This is a genomic window from Nocardia sp. NPDC058114 (assembly GCF_042884695.1).
Taxonomy (GTDB): domain Bacteria; phylum Actinomycetota; class Actinomycetes; order Mycobacteriales; family Mycobacteriaceae; genus Nocardia.
Genome location: NZ_JBHVTK010000002.1, coordinates 509,326 through 533,311, shown reverse-complemented (window position 1 = coordinate 533,311; position 23,986 = coordinate 509,326). Strand labels below are relative to the sequence as shown.

Below are 23,986 nucleotides of genomic sequence, written 5' to 3'. Positions count from 1 at the left end.
GTTGTCGAACGTCGGCTACTGCTGCCAGCCGCGCGAGTACGGGATGACCCAGTACAGGTCGAGGGCGATTCGCGCGAACCGCCACCGGCCGCCCTCACGGACGTACTCGTCGGTGAACTTGCCTGCCACGAACGAGCTTTCGGTGTCGAAGACGACCTTCTCCTCGAAGAACGACACTCCGGTGGCACGATCGCCGAGGATCTCCACGTCGTGGCCGTGCAGGAACTGCTTGACCAGCACCTGACCCGCCGGGCTGTTGTCCTCGATGAGCTGCGGCAGCCCGGCGAAGTACGCCTGGATGGCGGCTCGACCGTCGGCCTGGCCCAGATGGCGGTAGTCGAGATAGGCGTCGGCACTGAACAGTTCGCCGACCTGGTCCCATCTGCCCTCGTTGATGTAGCGGGGTAGGTCGTGGCGCAAGGTGTTGAGCGCGCGGACGGCCTCGAGCGTCTCGAGTCGTTCGGTGAGCTGCTCGACCTGTTCGACCAGGTCCAGGACTTCTGACATCGCTGTGACACCTCTCGTTCCGTACACGTACCGGAGCGGACTCCGGGAAAACCGCGGCCACCGTGTTTCTCCGGCCGGGCTGGAATCACCATTGCACGCGATATTCAGAGGTCACAAGATCGCGTCGGAAACCCTGCGGTTCGACCGTAGGTTTCGACTGTCACGCCCGCAGGGTTCGAATATCGCCTGGACGGTCGCGCAAGTGTTGTGGGGACATCGGTGACATTTCGATCATGGCGTCGGAAATCGACAGACTGAATTGTTTCCCAAGTCGCCGGAACATATTGTCACCGATGTCTCCGAACAATTCGTCGAACCATTGCGGGCGAAGTCCTGTGTACGCGAGATCGGGCCGGACTCGTCGCCGAGTCCGGCCCGATCTCCGGCGGTGGGCAACCGTGAAATTCAGCCCGGGCCGTGGCCCGCGGCGACCCGGCCCGCGACATGCCGCACATCCCGGTGCGAGATGAGCCATTCACCCTCGTACTGCTCGAACTCGTCCTGAACCAGCCCGATGACCACCCAGTCAGCCGGTCGGCCCACATCGGTGGCGGCGGTGCTGGAGAACCAGTGCCACACGGTCGCATAGGCTGTGAGCAGGGGTTTGTCGCCGTTCCACTCGATGGTGGCCTGCCCGATGACATGGGCGACCAGGGAGCGTTGCGACTTGGGCACCCGGCTCATGTGATCGGTGAACTCGTCACGACCGTGGAACAGCACCGGCGGGCCGGGCATGATCCGGTACTCGATCAGCGCGTCGGGGGTGAAGCACTCGCTGAACCGTTCGCTCTCCTGTGTGTCGGCGATCCGGAAGAATTTGTAGAACGTTCGGAAGATCGCCCGCTCCGCTTCGATCGTGGCGAGCAGATTGTCATGTACAGCGGTCACGTCGGTCCTTTCTCTGCCGGGCGACAACCCATCGCGCGGCGCGCCGTTCGGTAATCGACACGATGCGAAGCTAGCACGGTGCCCGATACCGCCCGATGGCGTACCGCACTATTCGGTGCCACGATGTATTCCGAGCGAGGTGATCCGAATTGTTGACCGGGTATTTCAAGGTGTGAAATGTTTCGTCGTGTCGCCCGCCGTGAGTCCCACGTGAATCCGGGCAGTAGACAGAGGAATTCTTGCGTGAGCAGTGTTGTGCGTTCGAAGTCGATTCGCTGTGCCGTGGCATCGGCGGCGGTGGTCACCCTGTTCACCGGTGCCTGTGGCGCCGGTGGTGAGCAAGGCGGCGATGCCGGTCCACCGAGATCCGGCGGCACGCTGAAGTTCTCGGTCGCCTCCGACGCGGGCTGTGTCGATCCGCAGCAGGTGGGCAGCAGCGACACCCTGTATTCGCTGCGTGAGACGGTCGATTCGCTGACCGACCAGGATCCCACCACCGGCAAGCCGGTGCCGTGGCTGGCGCAGAGCTGGGAGGTGAGCCCTGACGCCAGGTCGTTCACCTTCCGGCTGCGGCCCGACGTCACCTTCAGCGACGGCACCCCGCTGAACGCGCAGGTGGTGAAGGCGAACTTCGACGCGATCCCGAAGCTGGGAGCGCTCGCCATCCTGTCCAAGGGCTATATCACCGGCTACGTCGGCACCGAGGTCGTCGACGAGCACACCGCCAAGATCACCTTCGAACAGCCCAACGCGCAGTTCCTGCAGGCGACCTCGACCGCCGCGCTCGGCCTGATCTCGACGGCCGATGCCGCGAAGACGCCCCAGCAACGCTGCAGCGACGGCGTGCTCGGTTCCGGCCCCTTCGTGCTGTCGAAATACGTTCCCAACCAGTCGATCACGATCAGCAAGCGGGTCGGCTACGGGTGGGGCTCGCCGTTGTGGACCAAGCAGGGCGAGGCCTACCTCGACTCCATCGAGTTCACTGTCATCCCCGAATCGGGGGTCCGCGCCGGCAGTGTGCAGTCCGGCCAGCTCGATGTCGCCACCGGTCTCGGCCGCGCCGACGAAGCGGGCTTGAAGGCGTCGGGCATCTCCCTGCTGACGCGATCGCACCCGGGCGCGGTGTTCAACCTCGGCCTCAACAACTCCCGGCCGATCCTGCGGGATGCGCAGGTGCGCAAGGCGATCCAGTCCGCGGTCGACCGGCGTCAGATCGTGGAGGCGGTCTTCGCCAGCGGGACCGTGCCCGCTACGGGCATCCTCTCGCACACGACTCCCGGCTACACCGATCTGTCGGCGGATCTGGCCCTGGATGTCGCCCGGTCGAAATCACTGCTCGACGCGGCCGGCTGGCAGGTGGGCGGTGACGGTATCCGGCGCAAGGACAACACCCGACTGAGCTTGACCGTGGTGTGGTTCAACAACTCCCAGAACACCCGCGCGGCGCTGGAACTGGTGCAGCAGCAGCTCAAGGTGGTCGGGGTGGAGTTGCAGCTGCAGGAGCTGCAGGTCACCCAGTTCCCGGCGCTGCTCGGTTCCGGTGACTTCGACGGACTGTGGGGCGGCGACCTGAGCCGGGCCGATCCCGATTGCCTGCGCACGCTGTACTCGACCCAGCAGGTCAACGCCTACCGGCTGCCACCGAGCGAGCTCGACGGGCTGCTCACCGCTCAGGCGGCCGAGGCCGATCCGGCCAAGCGCGCGCCCCTCGTGGAGCAGGCCCAGCAGCTGGTCGTGCGCAATGCGTATGTGATCCCGGTGGTGGAACTCGAGACCGTGCTCGCGGCGGCGCCGACCGTGCACGGCCTGACCTTCGAGTCGTCGAGCCGGACCCGGCTGCACGACACCTGGCGGAGCTGAACCGGCATGGGACGGTACGTGTTACGCCGTCTCGCCCAGGCGGTCGGGGTGCTGTGGGCGGCGTACACGGTGTCGTTCTTCGTGCTCGAATTCCTGCCCGGCGACCCGGTGTCGGCGATGGCGGGCGGCGGACTGAACTCCTCGCCGGTGGACCCGGCCGAGCTCGCCGCACTGCGGGCACAGTACGGCTTCGACAAGCCCATCGTGGTGCAGTACCTCGACTATCTGGGCCGGGCGCTGGTCGGCGACTTCGGTGATTCGGTGGCCACGGGCCGGTCGGTGACCGGCACGATCGCCGCGGCGCTACCGCCGACGCTGCAGCTCACGGCGGCGGCGCTGGCGCTCGCCGTGCTGTTCGGCGGCGGGCTCGCCGTGGCGGCCACCTACACCTCGCGGCGCTGGCTGCGGCAGGTTTTGCTGTCGCTGCCGCCGCTGGCGATCTCGATTCCGTCCTTCTGGGCGGGCCTGATGCTGGTGCAGCTGCTGTCGTTTCGGATCCGGCTGTTTCCCGCGTTCGGCAACGCCGGGCTGGCCGGGTTGGTGTTGCCCGCGGTGACGCTGGCCATCCCGACCGGCGCGCTGATCGCGCAGGTACTGGCGAAGAGCCTGCTGACCACCCTGGACGCGCCGTTCGTGCAAACCGCTCGGGCCAAGGGCGCCAGCCGAATCCGGGTCCATCTGCGGCACGCGCTGCGTAGCGCGTCGCTGCCCGCGCTCACCATCGTCGGACTGCTCGTCGGACAGCTGGTGGCCAGCGCGGTGGTGATCGAGACGGTGTTCTCGCGCAACGGACTCGGGCGGGTCATGGCGGGCGCGGTGAGCGTGCAGGACATTCCGCTCGTGCAGGGCGTTGTGGTGTTCGGCGCGTTCGTCTTCGTCGTGGTGAACCTCATCGTCGACTTGATCTACCCGGTGCTCGACCCACGGATCGTGGTCGCGCGCCCGAGGAGTTACGCGTGACCGACACCGTGCTGACCGAGGCGGCCGTCCTCCGAACCGTCGTCGACGAGTTCGACGACGAGTACCGAACGGGTTTCGACTGGCGCAGACTGCCACGGTTTTTGCTGTACCGGCCGGGTCTGGTGCTCTCGGTGGTGACGCTCGTGCTGGTGGTGCTGGCCGCGGTGTGGCCGACGCTGTTCACCGCCCGCGATCCGCTGCTCGGCGTCCCGTCGGAGATCTTCGCGCCGCCCAGCGGACAGCACTGGTTCGGCACCGACGAACTCGGCCGCGACATGTTCACCCGCGTCGTGCACGGCACCGCGCTGTCGTTGCAGGCGACGGTCATCGCGGTGGCTGTCGCGTTCGTCGTCGGGGGCGCGATGGGCCTGATCGCCGGGTTCGTCGGCCGCTGGGTCGACGACGTGCTGATGCGCTTCGCCGATGTGCTGCTGTCGATTCCGTCGCTGTTCCTGTCGTTGGCGCTGGTGACCGCGCTCGGCTACGGCACCGTGAAGGTGGCGATCGCGGTGGGCGTGGCCAGCGTGGCCGGCTTCGCCCGGGTGATGCGCGCGGAGGTGCTGCGATTACGGCAGGCGGTGTTCGTCGAGGCCGCGTGGTCGTCGGGGGCGCGCTGGTACACGGTGCTCGGCCGGCACGTCCTGCCGAACGCCATCGGCCCGGTGGTCGTGCTGGCCACCTTGGATCTCGGAACCGCCGTGCTGGCGGTGTCGTCGCTGAGCTTTCTCGGTTACGGCGCGGTGCCACCGGCGCCGGAGTGGGGCTCGCTCATCTCGAGCGGCCGGAACTATCTCGCCAACGCGTGGTGGATCTCGACGATGTCGGGCCTCATGGTGGCGTTCGTCGTGCTCGCGACCAACCGGATCGCGCGGGCACTCGATGGAGAGTGGGCGAATCGACGATGACCGGGAATCTGCTGGAAGTGCGTGGCCTGTCGATCTCCTACCGCACCAGTACCGGGCGGGTGCGCGCGGTAGGGGCGGTCGATCTGGACATCGCGCCGGGCGAGATCGTCGCGCTGGTCGGAGAATCCGGCTCGGGCAAGAGTTCGACCGCGCATGCCATCACCGGCCTGCTACCGGCCGCGGGGCACATCGACGCGGGACGGATCCAGTTCGGCAGCAGGGACCTGGCCAGAGCGGGAGACAGGGAGCTGCGCGCGATTCGTGGGGCACAGATCGGCTTGATCCCGCAGGACCCGGGTGTCTCGCTGAATCCGGTGCAGCGCATCGGCACACAGGTCGCCGAGGTCCTGCTCATCCACGGCTTGGCGACCCGGCGTTCAGCGCCGGAGGCAGTGGTGGACCTGCTCGAGCGGGCCGGGATGCCCGACGCGAAGACCCGTGCCCAGCAGTATCCGCACGAACTCTCCGGTGGCATGCGTCAGCGGGCGCTCATCGCGATCGCGATCGCCGCGAACCCGGCGCTGATCATCGCCGACGAGCCGACCAGCGCGCTGGATGTCACCGTGCAGCGACGCATCCTCGACCACATCACGAGCCTGACCGAAACCCTCGGCACCGCAGTGCTGCTGGTGACCCATGACCTCGGAGTCGCCGCCGACCGGGCCCAGCGGATCGCGGTGATGTCGCGGGGCCGGATCGTGGAGAGCGGGCCGACCCGCGAGATACTCGACAACCCGCGCGACCCGTACACCCAGCAGCTGTTGCGTAGCGTGCCCGGACGTGCCGGTGTCCGGGCCCGGCCATGTCGGCCGGGCGCCGAACCGTTGCTCGCGGTCGAGAACTTGGTGAAGGAGTTCCCGCTGCCACGCGCGAAGATCCGCGCGAAGATCGTCCGTGCCGTCGACGGTGTGAGCTTCTCGCTGCACCGCGGGGAGACCCTGGCCCTGGTGGGGGAGTCGGGGTCGGGCAAGTCCACCACGGCCAGAATGATTCTGCGCCTTGCCCCACCGACGTCGGGGCGCGTCGTGTTCGACGGCGACGATGTGACGGCGAGCAAAGGCGCGCGATTGCGGGAGCTGCGGCGTCGCGCCCAGGTGATCTATCAGAATCCGTACGAGTCGCTGGATCCGCGGTTCTCGATCCAGGATGTGATCAGCGAGCCGCTGCGGGTCTTCGGCGTCGGTGACCGCGCCTCGCGGGCGGCGCGGGCGCGCGAACTGCTCGACCGGGTCGCGCTTCCCGCGTCGACGCTGGGACGCAGGCCCGCGGAACTGTCCGGCGGACAGCGTCAGCGGGTCGCGATCGCCAGGGCGCTGGCCCTGTCGCCGGAGCTGGTGGTCTGCGACGAACCGGTCTCGGCGCTGGACGTCTCGGTGCAGGCGCAGATCCTCGACCTGTTCGCCGAGCTGCAAGCCGACACCGGCGTGGCCTACCTGTTCATCTCGCACGACCTGGCGGTGGTGCGCCAGATCGCCCATCGGGTCGCTGTCATGCGACAGGGCCGCATCGTCGAGATCGGCACCACCGAGCAGCTTTTCGACGATCCGGCCCACGAATACACCCGTCAGCTGCTGGCCGCCATCCCCGGCACCGACCTCGTCGACGGGAGCTCAGGTACCTGACAGCAGGCTCACCACGGGCGCCAGCTCGCGCGCCGCGTCGTCGTCGAGAACGATGTAGGAGATTCCGAACTCGTCGCGAAGACGGCGCAGCTGGTCGGCCGCCTGCGCGGCCGATCCGGTGAGCAGGTTCGGGGCATCATCGGGGATCGGCGGACCGATGGTGCTCGTCGGGGTGCTGAAGCGCAGTGCCCGTTCGATGTCGGAAAGCCGTGGGCCCGCCGCACTCTCGAGCCACTCGACCTGACGGGTGAGCTGGTCGCGGGAGAAGGTGCTGAACGCGACGGTGTCGGCTTCGGCCGCGGCGAGTTCGATCGCCCGGCGCCCGCCCGCGGCGAGCAGCAGCGGCACCTTCCGCGGCGGTGGGGGAACCAGGGTCGTTCCGGTGTTCGCGTAGTGGGCGCCGGTCGCCTCGACCCGCTCACCGCGAAACAGTGCGTTGACGATGCCCACCGACTCGGCGAGGCGCTCGAATCGAATCCGGTCGGACTCGGCCGCGATCCCGAGTTCGCCGTAGCCGATGGCGGTTTGGCCGGCGCCGAGCCCGAGCTGGAAGCGGCCGCCCGACACCAGGTCCAGGGTGGCGGCTTCGCGGGCGAGAACGAACGGGTTGCGGAAGTCGTTGGCCAGCACCCACGTTCCGACCCCGAGCGTGGTCGTCGCCGCGGCGGCGTAGGCGAGCGCGGTCAGTGGCGCGGGCACCGGTGCGGGCAGGTCGGGCAGCAGCAACGCCGAGATCCCGGTGTCCTCGGCCCATCGCGCGGTCGAGGTCCATGCCTTCGGGTCGGCGGGGGAAACGGTGACGAGGCCGAATCGAAAAGGTTGGTGGCTCACGAGTTCTCCGGTGTCCCATAGGCGCGCAGGAAGGTGTCGACGGCAGCGGTGGCGACCGCGTGCATCTCGGCGGTGGAGACCTTGCGGGTGCCCAGTCGGGTGCGGCCCTCCATCGGGCCGGTGATCAGCACGAGGAACTGTTCGGCGGCGATCGCCGGATCGCTCGCGCGCAGGTGGCCCGACAGCGACAAGCGTGCCAGCCGATCCGCGAGCGCGTCGCCGAGCTGATCAGAGGTCCGGCTCACCACGACGTCCATCAGGTCGGGAAACTGCGCGACCTGACCGTAGGTGAGCCAGCGCAGCGAGCGGGACTGCTCGGTACAGCAGGACCGGATCAGTCGGTATGCCACGTCTTCCAGGGTGGCGCGCAGATCCTCACCAGGATTGCGCAAGCGTTCGACCACCGCCAGATTCTCGGCCAGCACCGCATCGCTCACGGCGGCCAGCGTGTGCCGGAACAGCGTTTCCTTGTCGTTGAGGTGGTTGTAGATGGTCGGTTTGGCGACACCGGCGACCTCGGCGATCTCCTGCACGCCCGCCTGCGCGTACCCGCGGCGAGCGAAGACGACGAACGCCGCGTCCAGGATCGCCTGCCGCTTGTCGATCCGTCCACGCGAGGCCGACTGTCCGGTCGGCGGTGTTGCTACAGCCATCCATGAACCATAGCGCAATTGCGGACTGAGTTGCCTGACGGGTTCATTCTTATATACCGAGTTGCGAGGTGTATGCGAGGACATTAAAGTGAACCAGCAAGTTCAATTGCTCTGTTCCACGTCGGGAGATATCTATGATGCAAACCCCCGGAGACAGGCTCGATCCGCTTGCCCGCCAGCATGTTCGCCGAGGCGGAACCCGCCCGCCGAACGAACGCGGCGCGGTGATCGGTCTCGAGGCCGAGCCGTGGCTGGAGATCCTGCAGGCACCCGACCGAAACGGGTTGACGGTGACCGAGGTGTGCCGGCGATACAACATTTCGCGCAAGAGCTACTACAGCTATCTCGCGCGCTACCGGGAACACGGCGTGGCGGGGTTGGCGCCGCGGTCGCGCCGCCCGAAGAGTTTCCCCGCCCGCACGTCTGCCGACATCGAGGCCGTCGTGGTGCGGGTCCGGCTGGACCGCCCGCAGTGGGGCGCACGCAGAATCCGGACGCACCTGCTGCGAGCCGGATCGGCCCGTGTCCCGGCCGTGTCGACAGTGCACGCGATCCTGCGCCGGCACGGTTTGGTCGGCGACGGGTCGGACCACGTGGCGCCGAACACAGCATTGACGGCGTCTGTGCCGGAGCCATCGACGACCACACACCGGACACCTAGCCACGCAGGGAGCTACACCTGATGAGCACATCGACTTCCACCCGAGACGACGCGACCGAAGCGCTGTACCCGCGGCGCTGGGCCGCGATGGTCGTGCTCGTCCTGGGATTCACCCTGGACCTGCTCAACGTCACCATCGTCAACGTCGGCCTCCCGGCGATCCAGGCCGACCTCGGGGGAACTCCGTCCCAGGTCGGCTGGATCGCGACGGCCTATCTGCTCGCTTTCGCGGCAGCGCTGATCACCGCGGCCCGACTGGGCGACCTGTGGGGTCGCAAACGGGTCTTCCTCGTCGGTTTGGCGCTGTTCGCTCTCTCCGGAGCTTGGTCGGCACTCGCGAACAGCCCCACCGAACTGATCGCCAGTCGCGCTGCCCAAGGCGCGGCCGCGGCGATCCTGGCGCCGCAAGTTCTGTCCAGCTTGTTCGTCCTGTTCCGCGGTCCCGAACGCGCCACTGTCCTAGGCATATTCGGTGTGGTCGCGGGACTCGCGCAGGCCGGCGGGCTGCTGCTCGGTGGCGTCCTGGTCACCGCGGACGTCGCCGGTCTCGGTTGGCGCGCGATCTTCTGGGTCAGCGTCCCGGCGGCCGTCATCCTGCTCGGCCTCGGCGCCTGGCTGGTCCCGGAGAACCGTGCCGAAGGTGCGCTGCGGCCACGATGGCTCGCCGCGGTCGGCCTGACCGTCGGATTGGTCGCCATCGTGTTCCCGCTGTTGGAAGGCCGCACCTATGACTGGGCGCCGTGGATCTGGCTGTTGCTGGCCGCGGGCATCGCCGCGGTGGCGCTCGTCGCCATCGTCGAGAATCGCGATGCCGTCGGCCGGGCCGGCGCGCTCTTGCCACTGGAGCTGCTCCGCGCGCGCATCAGCAGTGTCGCCCTCGTTGTCCAGCTGGTCGCCTTCGCCGCCTTCAGTGGATTCCTGCTCGTGTTCGTTCTCTGGCTCCAAGAGGGTCAGGGCTACACCGCGCTGCGCGCAGGCGTCGTCACCGTCGCGTTCTCCGTCGGCGGACTGGCGGTCGCCCCGCTGGTGGGACGGCTCACCATGCAGTTCGGCCGCTACGCCGTCGTCGCCGGTACCCTTTTCGGCGCCGTCGGCACCTTGGCGGTGCTGGGCGCGGCACTGACCGCGACCACCGATGTGAATCCATGGCTGCTCGCGCCGGGGCTGTTCGTCGTCGGTGTCGGCATCAACCTGGTCCAGCCGCCGTTGACGACCTTGTTCCTGTCGACGGTGCCGACGCGATACGCGGGGTCGGCGTCGGGGATCTGGACCACCGGCCAGCAGTTCGGTGGCGCAGTGGGTGTCGCGTCCCTGAGCGCGATCTTCTTCGGGGTCGCCGCCAGTGACGGCTACCGCAGCGCCCTGACGGCGTGCGCCCTGACGATCATCGCGGCGCTGGTGGTGAGTGCGGCGCTCTGCTTCGCGTTGCCTTCACCGGAGCCCGCACCAGAAGCAGCCGCCTGAGATCCCCTGCGGAAGCAACGGGTCTACTCGGCGTCGTGGTCGCCGAGTAGCTCCGCGCAGCGTTCGTGGACCGTAGCCCGCAGTGCCTCGACGACCGCCGCGACTTCGGGGCGCCGCAGGGTTTCGCGCCGGGCGACGAGCCAGTAGGTGAGCTGGACGCGGACCTCGTCGGGCAGGACCCGGACGAGGTCGGCGTGGCGGTCGGCCATGAAGCAGGGGAGTAGCCCGATCCCCGCGGCGGCCCTGGTGGCTTCCACGTGGACGAAGACATTGGTCGAGGAGACGGATCGGCGCAGGGTGGGGGCGAAAGCGAGGGCCAGGTCGAGGTCGTCGACCTGGAGGATGGATTCGATGAAGTAGACCAGCGGGTGGCGGGTGAGTTCGGCGACGGTGGTCGGGACGCCGTGTTCGGCGAGGTAGTCGCGGGAGGCGTAGAGGCGAAGGCAGTAGTCGCCGAGTTCGATCGCTTCGGCGCGGTGGACCTGCGGTGTACCGACCACCACTTCGATATCGAGGCCGGTTCGCTGGGTGGATGCTCGCCGGGTCGCGGCGATGATGTCGACGGTGACGCCCGGATGTCTGCGCTGCACGCGCACCGCGGACGGTGGCGCGAGGTAGGCGCTGAAACCGTCGGTGGCCGAAATCCGCACCACGCCTTCGAGTGTGCGTTCGCCCGCGCTCGAGCCGAGGGATCGGACGGCGGCCTCGACGGCTTCGGCCGCTGTCAGTGCCTCCCGGCCCAGGTCGGTGAGCTCCCAGCCGCCGGTGACCCGAGTCAGCACCCGTCCGCCCATGGCATGTTCGAGGGCGGCGATGCGACGCGAGATCGTCGTGTGGTTGATGCCGAGCTCTTCAGCAGCGGTGATGTAGCGCCCCGACCGGCCGACCGCGAGGAGCACGAGCAAATCATCAGCGCTCGGCCTGCGTCCCGAGGTCGACGAAGAATGACTCACCTGTGCAGTTTCGCAGATTGCTGCTGCGAAACTGGCCATTGTCACCGAGATGGATCTGCACGAATACTCTCCTCACGGCTTGTGGGCCACATCACATCGACGGCGTGATGTGGCCTGGAACATCGAAGGAGTAGTGCGATGAGCGTGCGGAACGCGATACGACCGACCGGCGACGACCCGGACGAAGCCCCCAGCGGACTGCGGCGGGTCGTGGCCGCCTCGATGGCGGGCACCGTCGTCGAATGGTACGAATTCTTCCTCTACGGCACCGCCGCGACCCTGGTGTTCAGCAAGGTGTTCTTCTCCAAGGACACCAGCGACCTCGACGCGATCCTGGCCGCCTTCGTCACCTACGCCGTCGGTTTCGCGGCGCGCCCGCTCGGCGGCATCGTCTTCGGCTACTTCGGCGACCGATACGGCCGCAAGCAGTTGTTGCAGGTGAGTTTGGTGCTCGTCGGTGCGGCGACCTTCCTGATGGGCTGTCTGCCGACCTTCGCCCAGATCGGCTATTGGGCACCGGCGATGCTGGTGATCCTGCGCTTCGTCCAGGGCTTCGCGATCGGCGGCGAATGGGGCGGCGCGGTGCTGCTGGTGGCCGAACACAGCCCGAGTCGCAGTCGCGGCTTCTGGTCGAGCTGGCCGCAGGCCGGCGTGCCCGCGGGCAATCTGCTCGCCACGATCGTGCTGCTGGTGCTGACCTCGACCCTGTCGGACGCGGCGTTTTTGAGCTGGGGCTGGCGCGTGGCGTTCTGGCTGTCGGCGGTGGTCGTGCTGGTCGGCTACTACGTGCGCACCAAGGTGACCGACGCCCCGATCTTCGTGGCCGCGCAGCAGTCGATGGACCAGGCCAAGGCCGCCTCGTTCAGCCCGTTCGAGGTGCTGCGCAAGTACCCGCGCGGTGTGTTCACCGCGATGGGTCTGCGCTTCGGCGAGAACATCATGTACTACCTGGTCGTCACGTTCTCGATCACCTATCTCAAGGTTCACGTGCACGCCGACACCACGACGATTCTGTGGTGGCTGCTCATCGCCCACGCCGTGCACATGGTGGTGATTCCGGTGGCTGGTCGCCTCGGTGACCGTGTCGGGCGCCGCCCGGTCTACCTGGCCGGCGCGGTCGCCGCGGCCACCTGGGGCTTCTTCGCCTTCCCGATGATGGACAGCGGCAACAGCGTGATCATCCTGTCCGCCATCATCATCGGGCTGGTGTTCCACGGATTCATGTACGCCGGTCAGCCGGCGATCATGGCCGAGATGTTCCCGACCCGGATGCGCTACTCCGGTGTGTCGCTGGGCTACCAGGTCACCTCGATCGTGGCGGGTTCGCTGGCGCCGATCATCGCGGTCAAGCTGCTCGACGAGTTCGGTTCGTCGGTCCCGATCGCCTGGTACCTGGCGTTCGCGGCGGCGGTCACCGTGATCGCGGTGGTGTGCGCGAAGGAGACGCGAGGCATCGACCTCGAATCTGTCGACCTCGCCGACGCTTCCGCCACGAAAGGTGTTGCCGCATGACCGATCTCACCGGACGCAGAGCTCTGGTCACCGGTGGGGCGAGCGGTATCGGCACCGCGTGCGCGCGGGAGCTGGCCGCGCGCGGCGCCGAGGTCACCGTCGCCGACATCGACGGAGTCGCCGCGAAGGCGGTGGCGCACGAAATCGGCGGGCACGCGTGGAACGTCGATTTGCTCGAGGTCGAGGCGCTGGCCGAGTTGCGGCTCGAGACCGACATTCTCGTGAACAACGCGGGCGTGCAAAGCGTGAGCCCCATCGAGGATTTTGCGCCCCACCGGTTCCGCGCCATGCAGACACTGATGGTCGAAGCGCCGTTCCTGCTCATCCGCGCTGCCCTCCCGCACATGTACGCGCGGGGTTTCGGCCGGATCGTGAACATCTCCTCGGTGCACGGGATCCGCGCCTCCCAGTTCAAGGTCGCGTATGTGACGGCCAAACACGGGCTGGAGGGGCTGTCGAAAGTGACCGCGCTCGAAGGCGGCCCGCACGGGGTCACCAGCAACTGTGTGAGCCCCGGATATGTGCGAACCCCGCTGGTGGACAAGCAGATCGCCGAGCAGGCCGCCGCGCACGGGATCCCGGCGCAGGAGGTGCTCGAGAAGGTGCTGCTCACCGAGAGCGCGATCAAACGGCTGATCGAGCCGCACGAGGTCGCGGCGCTGGTCGGTTGGCTCGCCTCCGACACCGCGGGCATGGTCACCGGCTCGTCCTATGTCATGGACGGCGGGTGGAGCGCCCGATGACCGCAGTGGCAGCGGCACCGCAGTGGGTGCCGGACGACAACGACATCGCCCGAGCTCGGATCACCGACTTCGCGCGATTCGTGGCCGAGCGGCACACCGTCGCGGTGCCCGACTACCACGCGTTGTGGCAGTGGTCGGTCGACGATCTGGACGGATTCTGGGGTTCGGTATGGGACTACTTCGAACTCGGCGACCGCCCCGGTCCGGTGCTGGCCTCTTCGGAAATGCCAGGGGCGCGATGGTTTCCCGAGGTTCGGCTGAACTATGTCGACCAGGTGATCCGGCAGGCCCGCCCCGATCGTCGCGCGATCGTGTCGGTGGCGGAGGACGGGTCGGTCAGCGAGTTGTCGTGGGACGATCTGCTCGACCAAGTGGCGGCGTTCGCGCAGACGCTGCGCGGCTTGGGTGTTCGGGCAGGGGACCGGGTCGCCGGTTACCTGCCCAACATCCCCGAGGCGGTGATCGCCTTCCTGGCGACCGCGAGCATCGGCGCTGTGTGGAGTGCGTGCGGGCAGGACTACTCGGCGAAGGCGGCGCTGGACCGGCTCGGGCAGCTCGAGCCGGTGGTGCTGGTGACGTGTACGGGTTACCGCTACGCAGGCAAGCAGCACCGGCGATCCGACGAGATCACCGAACTGCGTGCCGGTCTGCCCACGGTGGTGGCGACGATCGTGGTGTCGCAGGAGCGGCTGTCCGGGACGCTGAACTGGGCGGATGTCACCGCCGGCGGCGATCGATCCACGCTCTCGACGGCAGAGGTGGGTTTCGACCATCCGCTCTGGGTGCTCTACTCCTCGGGCACGACAGGTCTGCCCAAGGGCATCGTCCACGGTCACGGCGGGGTGCTCCTCGAGCACCTGAAGGCGATGGCGCTGCAGTCGGACATCGGTGCCGACGACACCTTTCTCTGGTACACCAGCCCGAGCTGGATGATGTGGAACTTCCAGGTCGCCGGCCTGCTGGTCGGCGCGACCATCGTCTGCTACGCGGGTAGCCCTGGCTATCCGGCCCCGGATGCGCTGTGGGACATCGCCGCTCGAGTACGCGCGACAGTTCTCGGCACCAGTCCCGGCTATGTGCTGACCTGCGCGAAGGCAGGTGTGGTGCCGCGGCGTGAACACGACCTGACGGCCTTGCGCCTGATCGGTGTCACCGGGTCGGCGCTGCCTCCGTCGTCGTCGATCTGGTTGTGCGACAACGTCGGTGCGCACATTCCGGTCGCGTCGATCAGCGGCGGCACCGACGTGGTCTCGGCCTTCGCGGGCGGGGCGCGAACCGTCCCGGTCCGGCCCGGCGAGCTGTCCGCCCCCTACCTGGGGGTGGCCCTGGAAGCCTGGGACGAACAGGGCAACCCGGTGCACGGCGAAGTCGGCGAACTCGTCATCACCGAGCCCATGCCCTCCATGCCCGTCGGATTCTGGAAGGATCCGGACGGAACTCGGTATCGCGCAGCCTATTTCGACACCTTTCCCGGTGTATGGCGCCACGGCGACTGGATCACCCGTACCGAACACGGCAGCGTGATCGTGCACGGCCGGTCCGACTCCACTCTCAACCGCCACGGGATCCGCATGGGCAGCGCCGACATCTACCAAGCGGTGGAACAGCTCCCGGAAATCGCCGACTCCCTGGTCATCGGCGCGGAGCAACCCGACGGCGGCTACTGGATGCCCCTGTTCGTCGTGCTCGCCGACGGCATCACCCTGACCGACGACCTGACTGCCGGGATCCGCGCGATCATCCGCACCCGGACTTCCCCGCGCCACGTCCCGGACGACATCATCATCGCCCCCGGCATCCCCCGAACCCGCACCGGCAAGAAGCTGGAAGTCCCCATCAAGAAGCTTCTCCAGGGCGCCGATCCCACGACCGTCGTGGATCCCAGCGCCGTCGACGACCCCGCACTGCTCGCTTGGTACGCCCGATTCGCCCGAACATAGCTTGCCGGCGTCACGCGCTGAGACCATGGTGTCGATCGGCGTGCGGCGTCACGATCTACGCAACATTCGCCGAGAAGAACGCTTGTTGTGGACGCTTGGTCATGTTGTAATCCAGATGTTTGCTGATGAATGTCGGCGGCGCTGGTTGCTTGTGCCCGAGCGACCGCCGAGACCGTTCGGAAGGGTGGGGGACGCGATGGTGCGACGCACGGAGGACAGGTCGGAGACGATCGCGGGGGACCGCGGCGATCTTCCCGTGGTCGAGTTCGCGGACAGTCCGCTGACCTCGGACCGGATCGAACGGCTGAGTTCGGCGGCCCGCCATCGGATCGCGGCCTTCGTGCACACCACCCTGGCTGATCTGGACGAACTACCCGAGCCCTGGGTCCCACCCATCGAGGTGACCCTGCGGTTGACCGACCGCGAGCACTGAGCGCTCTTGCCGAACAGCACGCTCGCACCGAAGCGGACACGGTGCGAGCGTGCTGATCTCGATCGATATGTCAGCGGAAGAGGGCGGTGAGATCGACGGTGGCTGCCATTGCCGCAGCGCCCGCGTCGTTGAGGTGCATGCCGTCGCCACTGTCGAACTCGGGGCGGATGTAGTCGCGACGGTGCGGGTCGGCCACGGCGCGATCGACGTCGAAGATCGAATCGAAAACGTCGGTGGAGCGCAGCCATTCGTTGACGGCGTGGCGAGTCGGCTGGGTTTCCAGCAGCGGCATGCCGGGGTAGACGCAGCCTGCGTAGGGGCCGATGGTGGCGGCGTGGATGCGCAGTCCGGCGGCGTGGGCGCGCGCGGCCAGGTCGGTGAAACCGGCGATCAATTCCTCGGTGGTCGCGGAAGGCTGGCCGCCCATCGCGCCGAGGATGAGGTCGTTGATACCGAAATTGATGAGGATGTCGGTGACACCGGGGACCTGCAACGCGTCGGAGTCGAAACGGCGTACACCGGATTCGCCGATCTCCTCGGCGGTGAGACGATTGCCCGCGATGCCGTTGTTGACGACCCATCCCGTGGTGAGGCGGGCGTTGAGAACGTCGACGGAGCGGTGATTGGCGCTCAGCGTGGTGCCGACGCCTTCGAACCAGGAATCGCCGAACGCGACGGCGACCGCCGTCGGATCGGTGACGAGCACGTCGATCCCGGTGACGAAGAAGCGCAACGGAACCTCGTGGGCACCGGTGAGTTCCACGTCCGCAGTGTGGTCGCCGGTGACGATGTAGGCGATCTCACCGGGTTGGTGGGAGAAGGTGGCCAGGCCGGTCGACGCCGGGATATACAGGCTGAGCAGCAGGTCTTCGCCTGCGGCGACCGCCAGATCGATCGGATCGCTCACGAGGTCGGCGCCCGCATCGATGGTGACGTCCGTCGCGCCATCGAACGTGACCTCGCGATCCGTGCCGATCGCCGAACCGGTCTTGCGCTGGGCGAGCCGGGTGGCACCGATCCGCAGCGGGGCGGTGCCGTAGCGGTTGGTCAATCGCACGCGCACCGCGTCGCCGCCGCCTGCCATGTGCAGGACGTGGCGCACGGTCTCGTCGCTGAACTCCCGTGATTCGGCGAGCTTGATCTGCTCGTTCGGGTCGATGACACCGGTCCGGAAGCCGGCTACCCACGTGCTGTTCTGCATGATCTCTCCGATATTTGCTGTGCGGAATAATGCTTACGCATAGGTTTACTCGTAGGTATTCCTCATGTCAACTATCCGCATGGCAAATATCGGCTACGCTGGCGTTATGACCGTGCGCGAGCTGTTCGACGACCCCCGCTTCACCATCTCCGGCCTGCTCTTCGAGGCGCACAACGGCCTCATCGCCAAACTCGAGCCGACCTGGAAAGCGCACGGCCTGTCGGGTCTCGACCTCAATGCCCTCCTGCGACTGAGTCGCTCCCCGGGCTGCCGCCTGCGGATGTCGGACCTGGCCACGCAAACCGAGCTCTCGACCAGTGGGGTCACCCGTCTGGTCGACCGGCTGGCCACCGCGAATCTGGTCGAACGCCAACTCGACCCGGCTGATCGGCGCAGCGCCTACGCGGCCTTGACCGACGCGGGCATCCGCCGCCTCGAAGAGGTCCTTCCGGACTATCTCGCTGCCCTCGAGCAATGGCTCACCGGTCAGCTGACCCCCACTCAACTCGACGGCTTGATCACCGGCTTGCGCGTGATCCGCGATGCCACCAACCCAGCCGCCACCGCCCTGTCCGACCGGTCCTGAGCGTGGTTACCCGCGGTGATCTGGATTGCTGACCGGGGTAACCATCAAGGTGCTGACGTGGTTTCGAGGTCGAATCGGAGCCCCGAGCGCAGGGCTGCTGTGGCGGACATCCCGAACATGCGATGAAAGGTCTCGCTGAAATGCGAGGGTGTGGCGAATCCCGCGTCCGTCGCGGATCGGGTCAGGTCGTGGCCGGCGGCGACAGCTCTCATCGCGTGGATGACGCGGGCCCACTGTTGATAGCGGCGGAACGTGGTCCCGTACTGCTGGACGAACAACCGGAGAAAGTGCGATGTCGACAGACCGAGGGTCGCGGCGATCGGTTCGGCCCGAAACGCGTGATCCGGATGCTGACGGATCGCGGCCGCCACGCGTTCGATGCGCGGATCGATGTCGGCCGGGGGACCGCCGACTGCGATCGCCAGGATTCGGCCGGGGTCCGCATCAGGTAGCCGGCATTGTTCGACCAGTTCGCGCTCGCGAAGGTGGGCGAATCCGTACGGCCCCTCGGTGGTCGTCATCTGGCCTGCGATGGCCGAAGCGGGCGACCACAGGAGCAGGATCCATTTACCGAGCGTATTCACCCGGTGCACCGCCCGGGCAGGGCTGTACGCGCTGCGAGTGAGTATTTCGCCGTGGGTGGCGGTCTCGAGGGCGAACGGCCCGTCGAGCCCGACGCTGAGCACCGCGACAGAGGTGGAATGTAGGTCGACACCGAGTTCGGGTCCGATGTACCCGGCATAACCCGGCCTGATCCAGGCCATCGGTGAGCGGGTCGGACCACACGATTTCACAGGCGCACCGTCGGTCACCCTTGCCAGAGTATCGGTGCGCCGACCGGAACCGCGACGGCTGATTCTTCGAGGGCTCGAAGGCCGGATGGGCGCCGGTGACAAGCAGGCGGGTCGGCTTCAGGGGAGTGAATGGTACCGGAAATACGGTGCCGACCCGCCTGCAGTCCATTCGTCACCGGTGTCGGCACGGATGGGGTTCGCGAGCTGGACAGCGAAGTCCTGCAGCGCAACTCGCACAGACGAGCACCGCGGACCCGGGGAGCACCGGGTCCGCGGTGAGGCTCAGGGCAGGGGGACCCAGGTGCCGAAGAACCAGAAGCCGTGCTGCGGCGCGTCGTTGTGATGCTCCGGCTGTTGCTGCGGCCGGTGCTCCTGACCCTGCCCGGGCCGCTGCTGGTCGTGCCCACCCGGATCCGCGCTCGCCACGCCCGCCGTGGCACCCAGCACCCCGAGGGCGAGAGTGCCCGCCACCGCGGTCTTGGCCACTGTCGACTTCATTCTCATGAGCGTTCCTCCTGATCTTCGATCTCACCGCCGAGACGGTCGGCCGGCCGAAGTGCTCGGCCGATAGCTGAATCTTCGCGGCGCAACCGTCGAGCCCGGTGGGACCCGGCTGGGAGTCAGCTGTGTATCGGATCCGGCGACCGCGCGCGAGCACCCCGCCCCGGCGCCGCCCCCTCGATGCAGTCAACGTTGCTACAGTTCACCAGCCGTGGTGTTCGGGAAACCGGTGTAGAACCGGTGCGGCCCTCGCCACTGTGATCGGGAGTTGTGAATCGATCCGGACGACATCTGTCATCCGGAGCCACTGGGGCCCTGCCCTGGGAAGGTGGATTCACCGCGCACTATCCCGTCAGCCAGGAGACCGGCCACGGCTACGCAGTACCCCATTCCACGAGGACCTGGAAGGCCGTCTCTTGACCCGCTCTGTTTTCGCGCGCCTACGTTCCGGCGCGTTGCTCGCCTGCACGATCGTTGTCACCGGATGCGGTGTGCAACCCCTCTCCGACGCGGACGGCGCAGCTGCTGTCACCCGCGTGAACTGTGGGATCGACGTCGCCGTCGATGGCCCACCGCAGCGGATCTACGCGGCGTATCAGCCGTCGATCGAGATCGCGCACGCGCTCGGTGTCACCGATCGGCTGGTGGGGACAGCGTTCCTGGACTCCGCCGTGCTCGCGGAATATGCCGGTGCGCAGGCGCGCGCACCGTATGTCGAGAAGCTGCCGAGTCGCGACGAGTTGCTCGCCCAGCGACCCGACTTCGTCATGTCGGGTTTCAACGGGGTGTTCGCGTCCTCGGCGCAGAACAGCGTCGGCACCAGAGCGAGCCTGCACGAGTTGGGTGTGCGCACCTGGGTGCTGAGTCCGCTGTGCCCGAGTGCCGACGGGCTCGCCGATGAGGCGATCGACCCCGATACCGTGCGCTTCGACAACGTGTACGCCGACCTGCGCGACCTCGGTGCCCTCTGGGGCACCTCCGAGCGCGCCGAAGAAGTTGTCACGCAGCTGAGTTCACGCATCGACGCGGTCCGCGCCAAGGTCGGCAACGCCGGGAAGCCGCGGGTCGCGGTCGTCACCCCCAAAGACGACGGCTCCTACACCGTGGCAGGCGGCATCGATTTCATCACCCAGATCATCGAGGCCGCCGGTGGTGTGAATGCCTTCGCTGATCTCACCGCGAAGCGCAACGTGCCCGTCGGCGCGGAAGAGCTCATCGCCCGTGACCCCGACATCATCTTGACCAGCCTGTGCTGCAAGGCGACCTACACGCGCGCCGACGGTCAGCCCCAGGTCGACAAGATCGTCGGAAACCCGGCGTTCGCGAATCTGGCGGCCGTGCGGAACGCGACTGTGCACCCGTTCCTGTTCGCCGACCGGGCGGCAGGGGTGCGGATCGCACACTCGACCGAACTGGTCGCCACCCTGATCCATCCCGAGCTGTTCCGGCGGTGACGCGCACCGCTCGCGGCGCCGGTCCGATCGTGGCCGGCGCCGCGCTGGTGGCTGTCTGCGTCGCGTCCATCCTGATCGGCTCGCACCCGCTCACCCTCGACCAGGCCGTGGTCGCGTTCACCGATTTCCAGGGGACCGACACCGACCGGGTCGTGCGCTACATCAGGCTGCCCAGAACTGTCGCGGGACTCCTCGCCGGTGTCGCGTTGGCGCTGGCGGGCGCAGTGATGCAGGGGCTCACTCGCAACCCGCTGGCCGGGCCCGGCCTGCTCGGCGTCAACGCCGGTGCGTCCCTGGCGATCGTGATCGCGATGGGCGCGTTCGGCCTCACCGCGACGGGCGGATTCATCTGGTTCGGCTTCCTCGGTGCGGCGGTCGCCGCGGCGTTCGTCTACACGCTGGGATCGTTGGGGTTCGGTGGCGCGACACCGGTGAAACTGGCGCTCGCGGGCGCTGCTTGCACCGCGTTGTGTGGGTCGATCACCACGGCGATCACCCTGCTGGACCGCACCCTGTTCGACAATTTCCGTTTCTGGGTGGTCGGCTCGCTGGCTCGCGCCGACATCGAATCCGTGTGGCAGACAGCACCGTTCATCGCTGTCGGGCTGTTGCTGGCGGTAGTGGTGGCCCGGCCGCTGAACGCTGTCGCCATCGGTGACGACATGGCGCGCACGCTCGGCACGCGGCTGGTCGCGACGCGCGCGACCGGCGCGTTGAGCGTGGTGCTGCTCGCGGGCTCGGCGGTGGCCATCGCCGGACCGATCGCCTTCATCGGTCTGGTGATCCCGCACATCGCCCGATTCTTCGCCGGACACGACTACCGGTGGATCCTGCTGTGGTGCGCGCTGCTGGGCCCGACGCTGCTGTTGGTGGCCGACATCCTCGGACGGATGCTGGCGCGGCCACAGGAAATCCAGGTCGGCATCATCACCGCCTTCGCGGGCTCGCCGTTCTTTCTCTATCTCGTGCGCAATCGAAAGGTGGCCACACTGTGACGGGCACCGAGCGCGGCGTACTGCCCAGCGGGACGCTGCTGCTGCGAACACCGGACCGGCGCATCGTCTTTCGCGTCGGGACACGGTCCACGATCGTCACCGTGCTGGTGACGGTGGCCGCGCTGGCGGTGGCGGCGTGGTCACTCACGATCGGCTACTACCCGCTCACGGTCGCTGACGTGGTGCGGGTCCTCGGTGGCGGTGGCACGCTCATCGAGTACGACGTGGTGGTGGCCGATCGGTTGCCGCGCGTGCTCACCGGGCTGTGTGTCGGCGCGGCCTTCGCGATCTCGGGGGCGATCCTGCAACGAATCGCGACCAACCCGCTGGTGAGTCCCGAGATCATCGGGATCAACGCGGGCGCCTCGCTCGGCGCGTTGGTGGTGAGTGTGTTGCTCGGTGGCGCCGGGCTGGGGCTGGTCGGCGGCGCGATGATCGGTGCCGGGGTGGCCATGGCGCTGATCGTGGCCGTGGCCACCAAGGACGGACTCGACGGCTATCGACTCGTGCTCGTCGGTATCGGCGTCACAGCGATGCTGTCCTCGGCTATCGCGTTCATCTTGACCATCGCCGACAACTACCAGGCGCACACGGCCGCCAGGTGGCTCACCGGCAGCTTGGCCAACCGCGAGTGGACCCACGTCGGGTTCGCCGCGGCGGCGCTGGTGGTGGTCGTGCCGCCGCTGATCGTTCTCGCTCGCTCGTTGCCGCTGCTGGAAATGGGCGACGAACTGGCGAATTCGCTGGCCGGGCGGCGCGGCCCACACCGCATCACGCTCATCGTCGTCGCAGCCGCCGCCGCGACCCTGGCGACGGCCGCGGCCGGGCCGATCAGTTTTGTCGCCCTGGTGGCGCCGCAGATCGCGCGACGGCTGCTGGCCGAACGCGGTGCGGGCCTGGCGCCCGCGGCTGCCACCGGGGCACTGCTGGTGGTCGCCGCCGACCTGGCCGCCCGGCGGCTGTTCCCGGCGGAACTGCCTGTCGGGGTGGTGACCGCCATCCTCGGCGCTCCCGTTCTCGTCTACCTCCTCGCCCGTGCAACCCGGATCGGACATGCTGGATGACCGCACACCTGACCACCGAGGGACTCGCCCTCGGCTACGGCGACACCGCGATCGTCACCGACGCCACCGTCGACTTCCCGACCGGTGCGATCACTGTCATCGTCGGCCGCAACGGCTGCGGCAAATCGACCCTGCTGCGGGGACTGGCCCGGCTGATCGCGCCCACGGCGGGCGCGGTTCTGCTCGACGGCGCCGATATCGCACCGCAGCCCGCGCGCACGGTCGCCCGGCGGCTCGGCATGTTGCCGCAGCAGCCCGTCGCCCCCGACAGCATCACCGTGGGCGAACTCGTCGGCCGTGGCCGTCATCCGCACCAACGCTGGTTTCGTCAGTGGTCGGCGCAGGACGACGAGGCCGTGCGCAAAGCACTGGTGGCCACCGACACTCTCGCATTGATCGACCGATCGGTGGATCAACTCTCGGGCGGTCAGAAGCAACGGGTGTGGATCGCGCTCGCGCTGGCGCAGGACCCCGAGGTCATGCTGCTCGACGAACCGACGACCTTTCTCGACCTGGCGCACCAACTCGACGTGCTCGACGTCCTGCGAAATCTGTTGCCGCGCACGATCATCGTCGTCCTGCACGACCTCAACCTCGCCGCCCGCTACGCCGACCATCTCGTCGCCGTGCAGGACGGCCGGGTGGTCGCTCAGGGTTCACCCGCCGAGGTCGTGCGCCCCGAGCTGGTGTCGGAAGTCTTCGGCATCGACTGCACGGTGATCGAGGACCCGATGACGGGCACACCGCTGGTGATTCCGGCCCCGCGAACGGTGCGCACCGCATGACGCGCCGGTATGTCCTCATCGCCCGGCCGACTCCGTCGGGCGTCGACCTGCCGTCCGTCCGAGCTCTGGCCGAGGCCTGCGGTGTCGGTTACGCGCTACTCGACCAGGAGGAGCCGACCATCCACACTGCCCTGGATACCGCCGCCCGCGACCGATCGCCGGTCACCTTGATCCCGCTCGCCGTGCCACGCGACCGCTACCTCGAGACCTGGATCGCGCGAGCGGTGGCGAACTGGAAGGAAACGCGCGGGAGCGAACTCGACGTGCGAATCACCGACGGCATCGACACCGCCGCCGGATTCGCCGATGTAGTGCGTGCCAGGATGTCCGAGGACGGCGCACCGGTGACGGCGAGCCCGCGGGCATTCCGCAGCCCGGCCTGGTCCGAAATCCCCGACCACACCTCGCACATCCTGGTCTGCCGAGGCCCCCGCTGCACCGTGTACGGCGCGGGCGAGCTGCACCGGACTCTGCGCCGCGACCACCCCGGCGCCCTGATCACGCCGACCGGCTGCCTCAACCCGTGCAATCTGGGCCCGCTCTACATCACCTACCCGGACGGTGAATGGCATACCGACGGCATCCGCGGGGGTGACTCCGTCAGCGCTGCGCACGATAGCCTGACGGAATGATCGAGGACGAACCGACCACGATCCACCCCGACCGGGCTGCGC

At 67.9% G+C, this 23,986-nt stretch carries 24 protein-coding genes and 1 riboswitch; of the genes, 16 read left to right on the top strand and 8 right to left on the bottom strand.

Going from position 1 to position 23,986, the window contains the following annotated elements:
- Nucleotides 1-15: 15 nt before the first annotated feature.
- Nucleotides 16-507 (bottom strand): nuclear transport factor 2 family protein, encoded by a 492-nt coding sequence (locus ACFVVI_RS11025; protein WP_301907189.1) that lies wholly within the window; start codon nt 505-507, stop codon nt 16-18.
- A gap of 405 nt (nt 508-912) precedes the next feature.
- The gene (locus ACFVVI_RS11020; protein ID WP_301907190.1) at nt 913-1,395 is read right to left on the bottom strand and encodes a nuclear transport factor 2 family protein; all 483 of its coding nucleotides are present in this window, start codon (nt 1,393-1,395) and stop codon (nt 913-915) included.
- A gap of 243 nt (nt 1,396-1,638) precedes the next feature.
- On the opposite strand from ACFVVI_RS11020, the gene ACFVVI_RS11015 reads away from it, so the two are divergent.
- The 4 genes from ACFVVI_RS11015 (at nt 1,639) to ACFVVI_RS11000 (ending at nt 6,742) form a co-directional block, all read left to right on the top strand.
- Nucleotides 1,639-3,255, top strand: coding sequence for an ABC transporter substrate-binding protein (locus ACFVVI_RS11015; protein ID WP_387445108.1), 1,617 nt, complete (start codon nt 1,639-1,641; stop codon nt 3,253-3,255).
- Nucleotides 3,256-3,261: 6 nt separating this feature from the next.
- A complete protein-coding gene (locus ACFVVI_RS11010; protein ID WP_387445107.1) occupies nt 3,262-4,215 on the top strand; it encodes an ABC transporter permease in 954 nt (317 codons plus the stop codon).
- Between the two features lie 89 nt (nt 4,216-4,304).
- Nucleotides 4,305-5,120, top strand: coding sequence for an ABC transporter permease (locus tag ACFVVI_RS11005; protein ID WP_327153393.1), 816 nt, complete (start codon nt 4,305-4,307; stop codon nt 5,118-5,120).
- Nucleotides 5,117-6,742 carry a dipeptide ABC transporter ATP-binding protein gene (locus ACFVVI_RS11000; protein ID WP_387445106.1) on the top strand — a complete coding sequence of 542 codons (1,626 nt, stop codon included), beginning with the start codon at nt 5,117-5,119 and terminating at the stop codon, nt 6,740-6,742. Before ACFVVI_RS11005 ends, ACFVVI_RS11000 begins: the two co-directional genes overlap by 4 nt.
- Here the strand turns inward: ACFVVI_RS11000 and ACFVVI_RS10995 are convergent.
- Entirely contained in the window at nt 6,731-7,573 is an 843-nt protein-coding gene (locus ACFVVI_RS10995; RefSeq protein WP_387445105.1) for an LLM class flavin-dependent oxidoreductase, read from the bottom strand. The genes ACFVVI_RS11000 and ACFVVI_RS10995 overlap by 12 nt on opposite strands.
- Nucleotides 7,570-8,226, bottom strand: a complete 657-nt coding sequence (locus tag ACFVVI_RS10990; RefSeq protein WP_378994926.1) for a TetR/AcrR family transcriptional regulator — start codon at nt 8,224-8,226, stop codon at nt 7,570-7,572. Before ACFVVI_RS10990 ends, ACFVVI_RS10995 begins: the two co-directional genes overlap by 4 nt.
- 134 nt (nt 8,227-8,360) lie before the next feature.
- Between ACFVVI_RS10990 and ACFVVI_RS10985 the strand changes: the two genes are divergently transcribed.
- Both ACFVVI_RS10985 and ACFVVI_RS10980 read left to right on the top strand, forming a co-directional pair.
- Nucleotides 8,361-8,909, top strand: coding sequence for a helix-turn-helix domain-containing protein (locus ACFVVI_RS10985; protein WP_379316563.1), 549 nt, complete (start codon nt 8,361-8,363; stop codon nt 8,907-8,909).
- Nucleotides 8,909-10,351 (top strand): MFS transporter, encoded by a 1,443-nt coding sequence (locus ACFVVI_RS10980; RefSeq protein ID WP_378994930.1) that lies wholly within the window; start codon nt 8,909-8,911, stop codon nt 10,349-10,351. The genes ACFVVI_RS10985 and ACFVVI_RS10980 overlap by 1 nt, the downstream gene beginning before the upstream one ends.
- A 23-nt stretch (nt 10,352-10,374) precedes the next feature.
- Here ACFVVI_RS10980 and ACFVVI_RS10975 read toward each other — a convergent pair whose 3' ends face one another.
- Complete coding sequence (locus ACFVVI_RS10975) at nt 10,375-11,343, bottom strand: LysR family transcriptional regulator (protein ID WP_387445104.1); 969 nt, start codon at nt 11,341-11,343, stop codon at nt 10,375-10,377.
- A gap of 99 nt (nt 11,344-11,442) precedes the next feature.
- Here ACFVVI_RS10975 and ACFVVI_RS10970 point away from each other — a divergent pair, with 99 nt between their 5' ends.
- The 4 genes from ACFVVI_RS10970 to ACFVVI_RS10955 all read left to right on the top strand — a co-directional run bounded on the left by ACFVVI_RS10970 (nt 11,443) and on the right by ACFVVI_RS10955 (nt 15,932).
- Nucleotides 11,443-12,816: an MFS transporter gene (locus ACFVVI_RS10970; protein WP_379219182.1), complete on the top strand. Its 1,374-nt coding sequence runs from the start codon at nt 11,443-11,445 to the stop codon at nt 12,814-12,816.
- Complete coding sequence (locus ACFVVI_RS10965) at nt 12,813-13,559, top strand: 3-hydroxybutyrate dehydrogenase (protein WP_378994936.1); 747 nt, start codon at nt 12,813-12,815, stop codon at nt 13,557-13,559. Before ACFVVI_RS10970 ends, ACFVVI_RS10965 begins: the two co-directional genes overlap by 4 nt.
- On the top strand, nt 13,556-15,499 hold the full coding sequence (locus ACFVVI_RS10960; protein ID WP_387445102.1) for an acetoacetate--CoA ligase: 1,944 nt from the start codon (nt 13,556-13,558) through the stop codon (nt 15,497-15,499). Before ACFVVI_RS10965 ends, ACFVVI_RS10960 begins: the two co-directional genes overlap by 4 nt.
- 196 nt (nt 15,500-15,695) lie before the next feature.
- Nucleotides 15,696-15,932 (top strand): hypothetical protein, encoded by a 237-nt coding sequence (locus ACFVVI_RS10955; protein ID WP_387445101.1) that lies wholly within the window; start codon nt 15,696-15,698, stop codon nt 15,930-15,932.
- Between the two features lie 70 nt (nt 15,933-16,002).
- Here ACFVVI_RS10955 and ACFVVI_RS10950 read toward each other — a convergent pair whose 3' ends face one another.
- Nucleotides 16,003-17,133 (bottom strand): GDSL-type esterase/lipase family protein, encoded by a 1,131-nt coding sequence (locus ACFVVI_RS10950; RefSeq protein ID WP_387445100.1) that lies wholly within the window; start codon nt 17,131-17,133, stop codon nt 16,003-16,005.
- A 106-nt stretch (nt 17,134-17,239) separates the two neighbouring features.
- Here ACFVVI_RS10950 and ACFVVI_RS10945 point away from each other — a divergent pair, with 106 nt between their 5' ends.
- Nucleotides 17,240-17,719, top strand: coding sequence for a MarR family winged helix-turn-helix transcriptional regulator (locus ACFVVI_RS10945; protein ID WP_387445099.1), 480 nt, complete (start codon nt 17,240-17,242; stop codon nt 17,717-17,719).
- A 44-nt stretch (nt 17,720-17,763) separates the two neighbouring features.
- Here ACFVVI_RS10945 and ACFVVI_RS10940 read toward each other — a convergent pair whose 3' ends face one another.
- Entirely contained in the window at nt 17,764-18,531 is a 768-nt protein-coding gene (locus ACFVVI_RS10940) for a helix-turn-helix domain-containing protein (RefSeq protein WP_387445098.1), read from the bottom strand.
- 264 nt (nt 18,532-18,795) lie between these two features.
- The gene (locus ACFVVI_RS10935; protein WP_379317884.1) at nt 18,796-19,011 is read right to left on the bottom strand and encodes a hypothetical protein; all 216 of its coding nucleotides are present in this window, start codon (nt 19,009-19,011) and stop codon (nt 18,796-18,798) included.
- 198 nt (nt 19,012-19,209) lie between these two features.
- A riboswitch (cobalamin riboswitch) is annotated at nt 19,210-19,402 on the top strand.
- A 28-nt stretch (nt 19,403-19,430) separates the two neighbouring features.
- Here ACFVVI_RS10935 and ACFVVI_RS10930 point away from each other — a divergent pair.
- From ACFVVI_RS10930 to ACFVVI_RS10910, 5 genes are read left to right on the top strand one after another with little or no spacing between them, the layout of a single operon-like run.
- A complete protein-coding gene (locus tag ACFVVI_RS10930) occupies nt 19,431-20,468 on the top strand; it encodes an ABC transporter substrate-binding protein (protein ID WP_387445097.1) in 1,038 nt (345 codons plus the stop codon).
- Nucleotides 20,465-21,463, top strand: coding sequence for a FecCD family ABC transporter permease (locus tag ACFVVI_RS10925; protein WP_378994952.1), 999 nt, complete (start codon nt 20,465-20,467; stop codon nt 21,461-21,463). Before ACFVVI_RS10930 ends, ACFVVI_RS10925 begins: the two co-directional genes overlap by 4 nt.
- Complete coding sequence (locus ACFVVI_RS10920) at nt 21,460-22,527, top strand: FecCD family ABC transporter permease (RefSeq protein WP_387445095.1); 1,068 nt, start codon at nt 21,460-21,462, stop codon at nt 22,525-22,527. Before ACFVVI_RS10925 ends, ACFVVI_RS10920 begins: the two co-directional genes overlap by 4 nt.
- Entirely contained in the window at nt 22,524-23,312 is a 789-nt protein-coding gene (locus tag ACFVVI_RS10915; protein ID WP_387445094.1) for an ABC transporter ATP-binding protein, read from the top strand. The genes ACFVVI_RS10920 and ACFVVI_RS10915 overlap by 4 nt, the downstream gene beginning before the upstream one ends.
- A complete protein-coding gene (locus tag ACFVVI_RS10910; protein ID WP_379315418.1) occupies nt 23,309-23,944 on the top strand; it encodes a (2Fe-2S) ferredoxin domain-containing protein in 636 nt (211 codons plus the stop codon). Before ACFVVI_RS10915 ends, ACFVVI_RS10910 begins: the two co-directional genes overlap by 4 nt.
- The last annotated feature ends 42 nt before the right edge of the window (nt 23,945-23,986 follow it).

Excerpts from the sequence above, each read along its gene's own strand:
- ACFVVI_RS10985 (WP_379316563.1), top strand. The coding sequence starts at position 8,361 with ATGATGCAAACCCCCGGAGACAGGCTCGATCCGCTTGCCCGCCAGCAT.
- ACFVVI_RS10980 (WP_378994930.1), top strand. The coding sequence starts at position 8,909 with ATGAGCACATCGACTTCCACCCGAGACGACGCGACCGAAGCGCTGTAC.
- ACFVVI_RS10960 (WP_387445102.1), top strand. The coding sequence starts at position 13,556 with ATGACCGCAGTGGCAGCGGCACCGCAGTGGGTGCCGGACGACAACGAC.
- ACFVVI_RS10915 (WP_387445094.1), top strand. The coding sequence starts at position 22,524 with ATGACCGCACACCTGACCACCGAGGGACTCGCCCTCGGCTACGGCGAC.
- ACFVVI_RS10945 (WP_387445099.1), top strand. The coding sequence starts at position 17,240 with ATGACCGTGCGCGAGCTGTTCGACGACCCCCGCTTCACCATCTCCGGC.
- ACFVVI_RS10950 (WP_387445100.1), bottom strand. The coding sequence starts at position 17,133 with ATGCAGAACAGCACGTGGGTAGCCGGCTTCCGGACCGGTGTCATCGAC.
- ACFVVI_RS11010 (WP_387445107.1), top strand. The coding sequence starts at position 3,262 with ATGGGACGGTACGTGTTACGCCGTCTCGCCCAGGCGGTCGGGGTGCTG.
- ACFVVI_RS10975 (WP_387445104.1), bottom strand. The coding sequence starts at position 11,343 with ATGGCCAGTTTCGCAGCAGCAATCTGCGAAACTGCACAGGTGAGTCAT.
- ACFVVI_RS11025 (WP_301907189.1), bottom strand. The coding sequence starts at position 507 with ATGTCAGAAGTCCTGGACCTGGTCGAACAGGTCGAGCAGCTCACCGAA.
- ACFVVI_RS10970 (WP_379219182.1), top strand. The coding sequence starts at position 11,443 with ATGAGCGTGCGGAACGCGATACGACCGACCGGCGACGACCCGGACGAA.
- ACFVVI_RS10955 (WP_387445101.1), top strand. The coding sequence starts at position 15,696 with ATGGTGCGACGCACGGAGGACAGGTCGGAGACGATCGCGGGGGACCGC.
- ACFVVI_RS10935 (WP_379317884.1), bottom strand. The coding sequence starts at position 19,011 with ATGAAGTCGACAGTGGCCAAGACCGCGGTGGCGGGCACTCTCGCCCTC.
- ACFVVI_RS10990 (WP_378994926.1), bottom strand. The coding sequence starts at position 8,226 with ATGGCTGTAGCAACACCGCCGACCGGACAGTCGGCCTCGCGTGGACGG.
- ACFVVI_RS10910 (WP_379315418.1), top strand. The coding sequence starts at position 23,309 with ATGACGCGCCGGTATGTCCTCATCGCCCGGCCGACTCCGTCGGGCGTC.
- ACFVVI_RS10965 (WP_378994936.1), top strand. The coding sequence starts at position 12,813 with ATGACCGATCTCACCGGACGCAGAGCTCTGGTCACCGGTGGGGCGAGC.
- ACFVVI_RS11000 (WP_387445106.1), top strand. The coding sequence starts at position 5,117 with ATGACCGGGAATCTGCTGGAAGTGCGTGGCCTGTCGATCTCCTACCGC.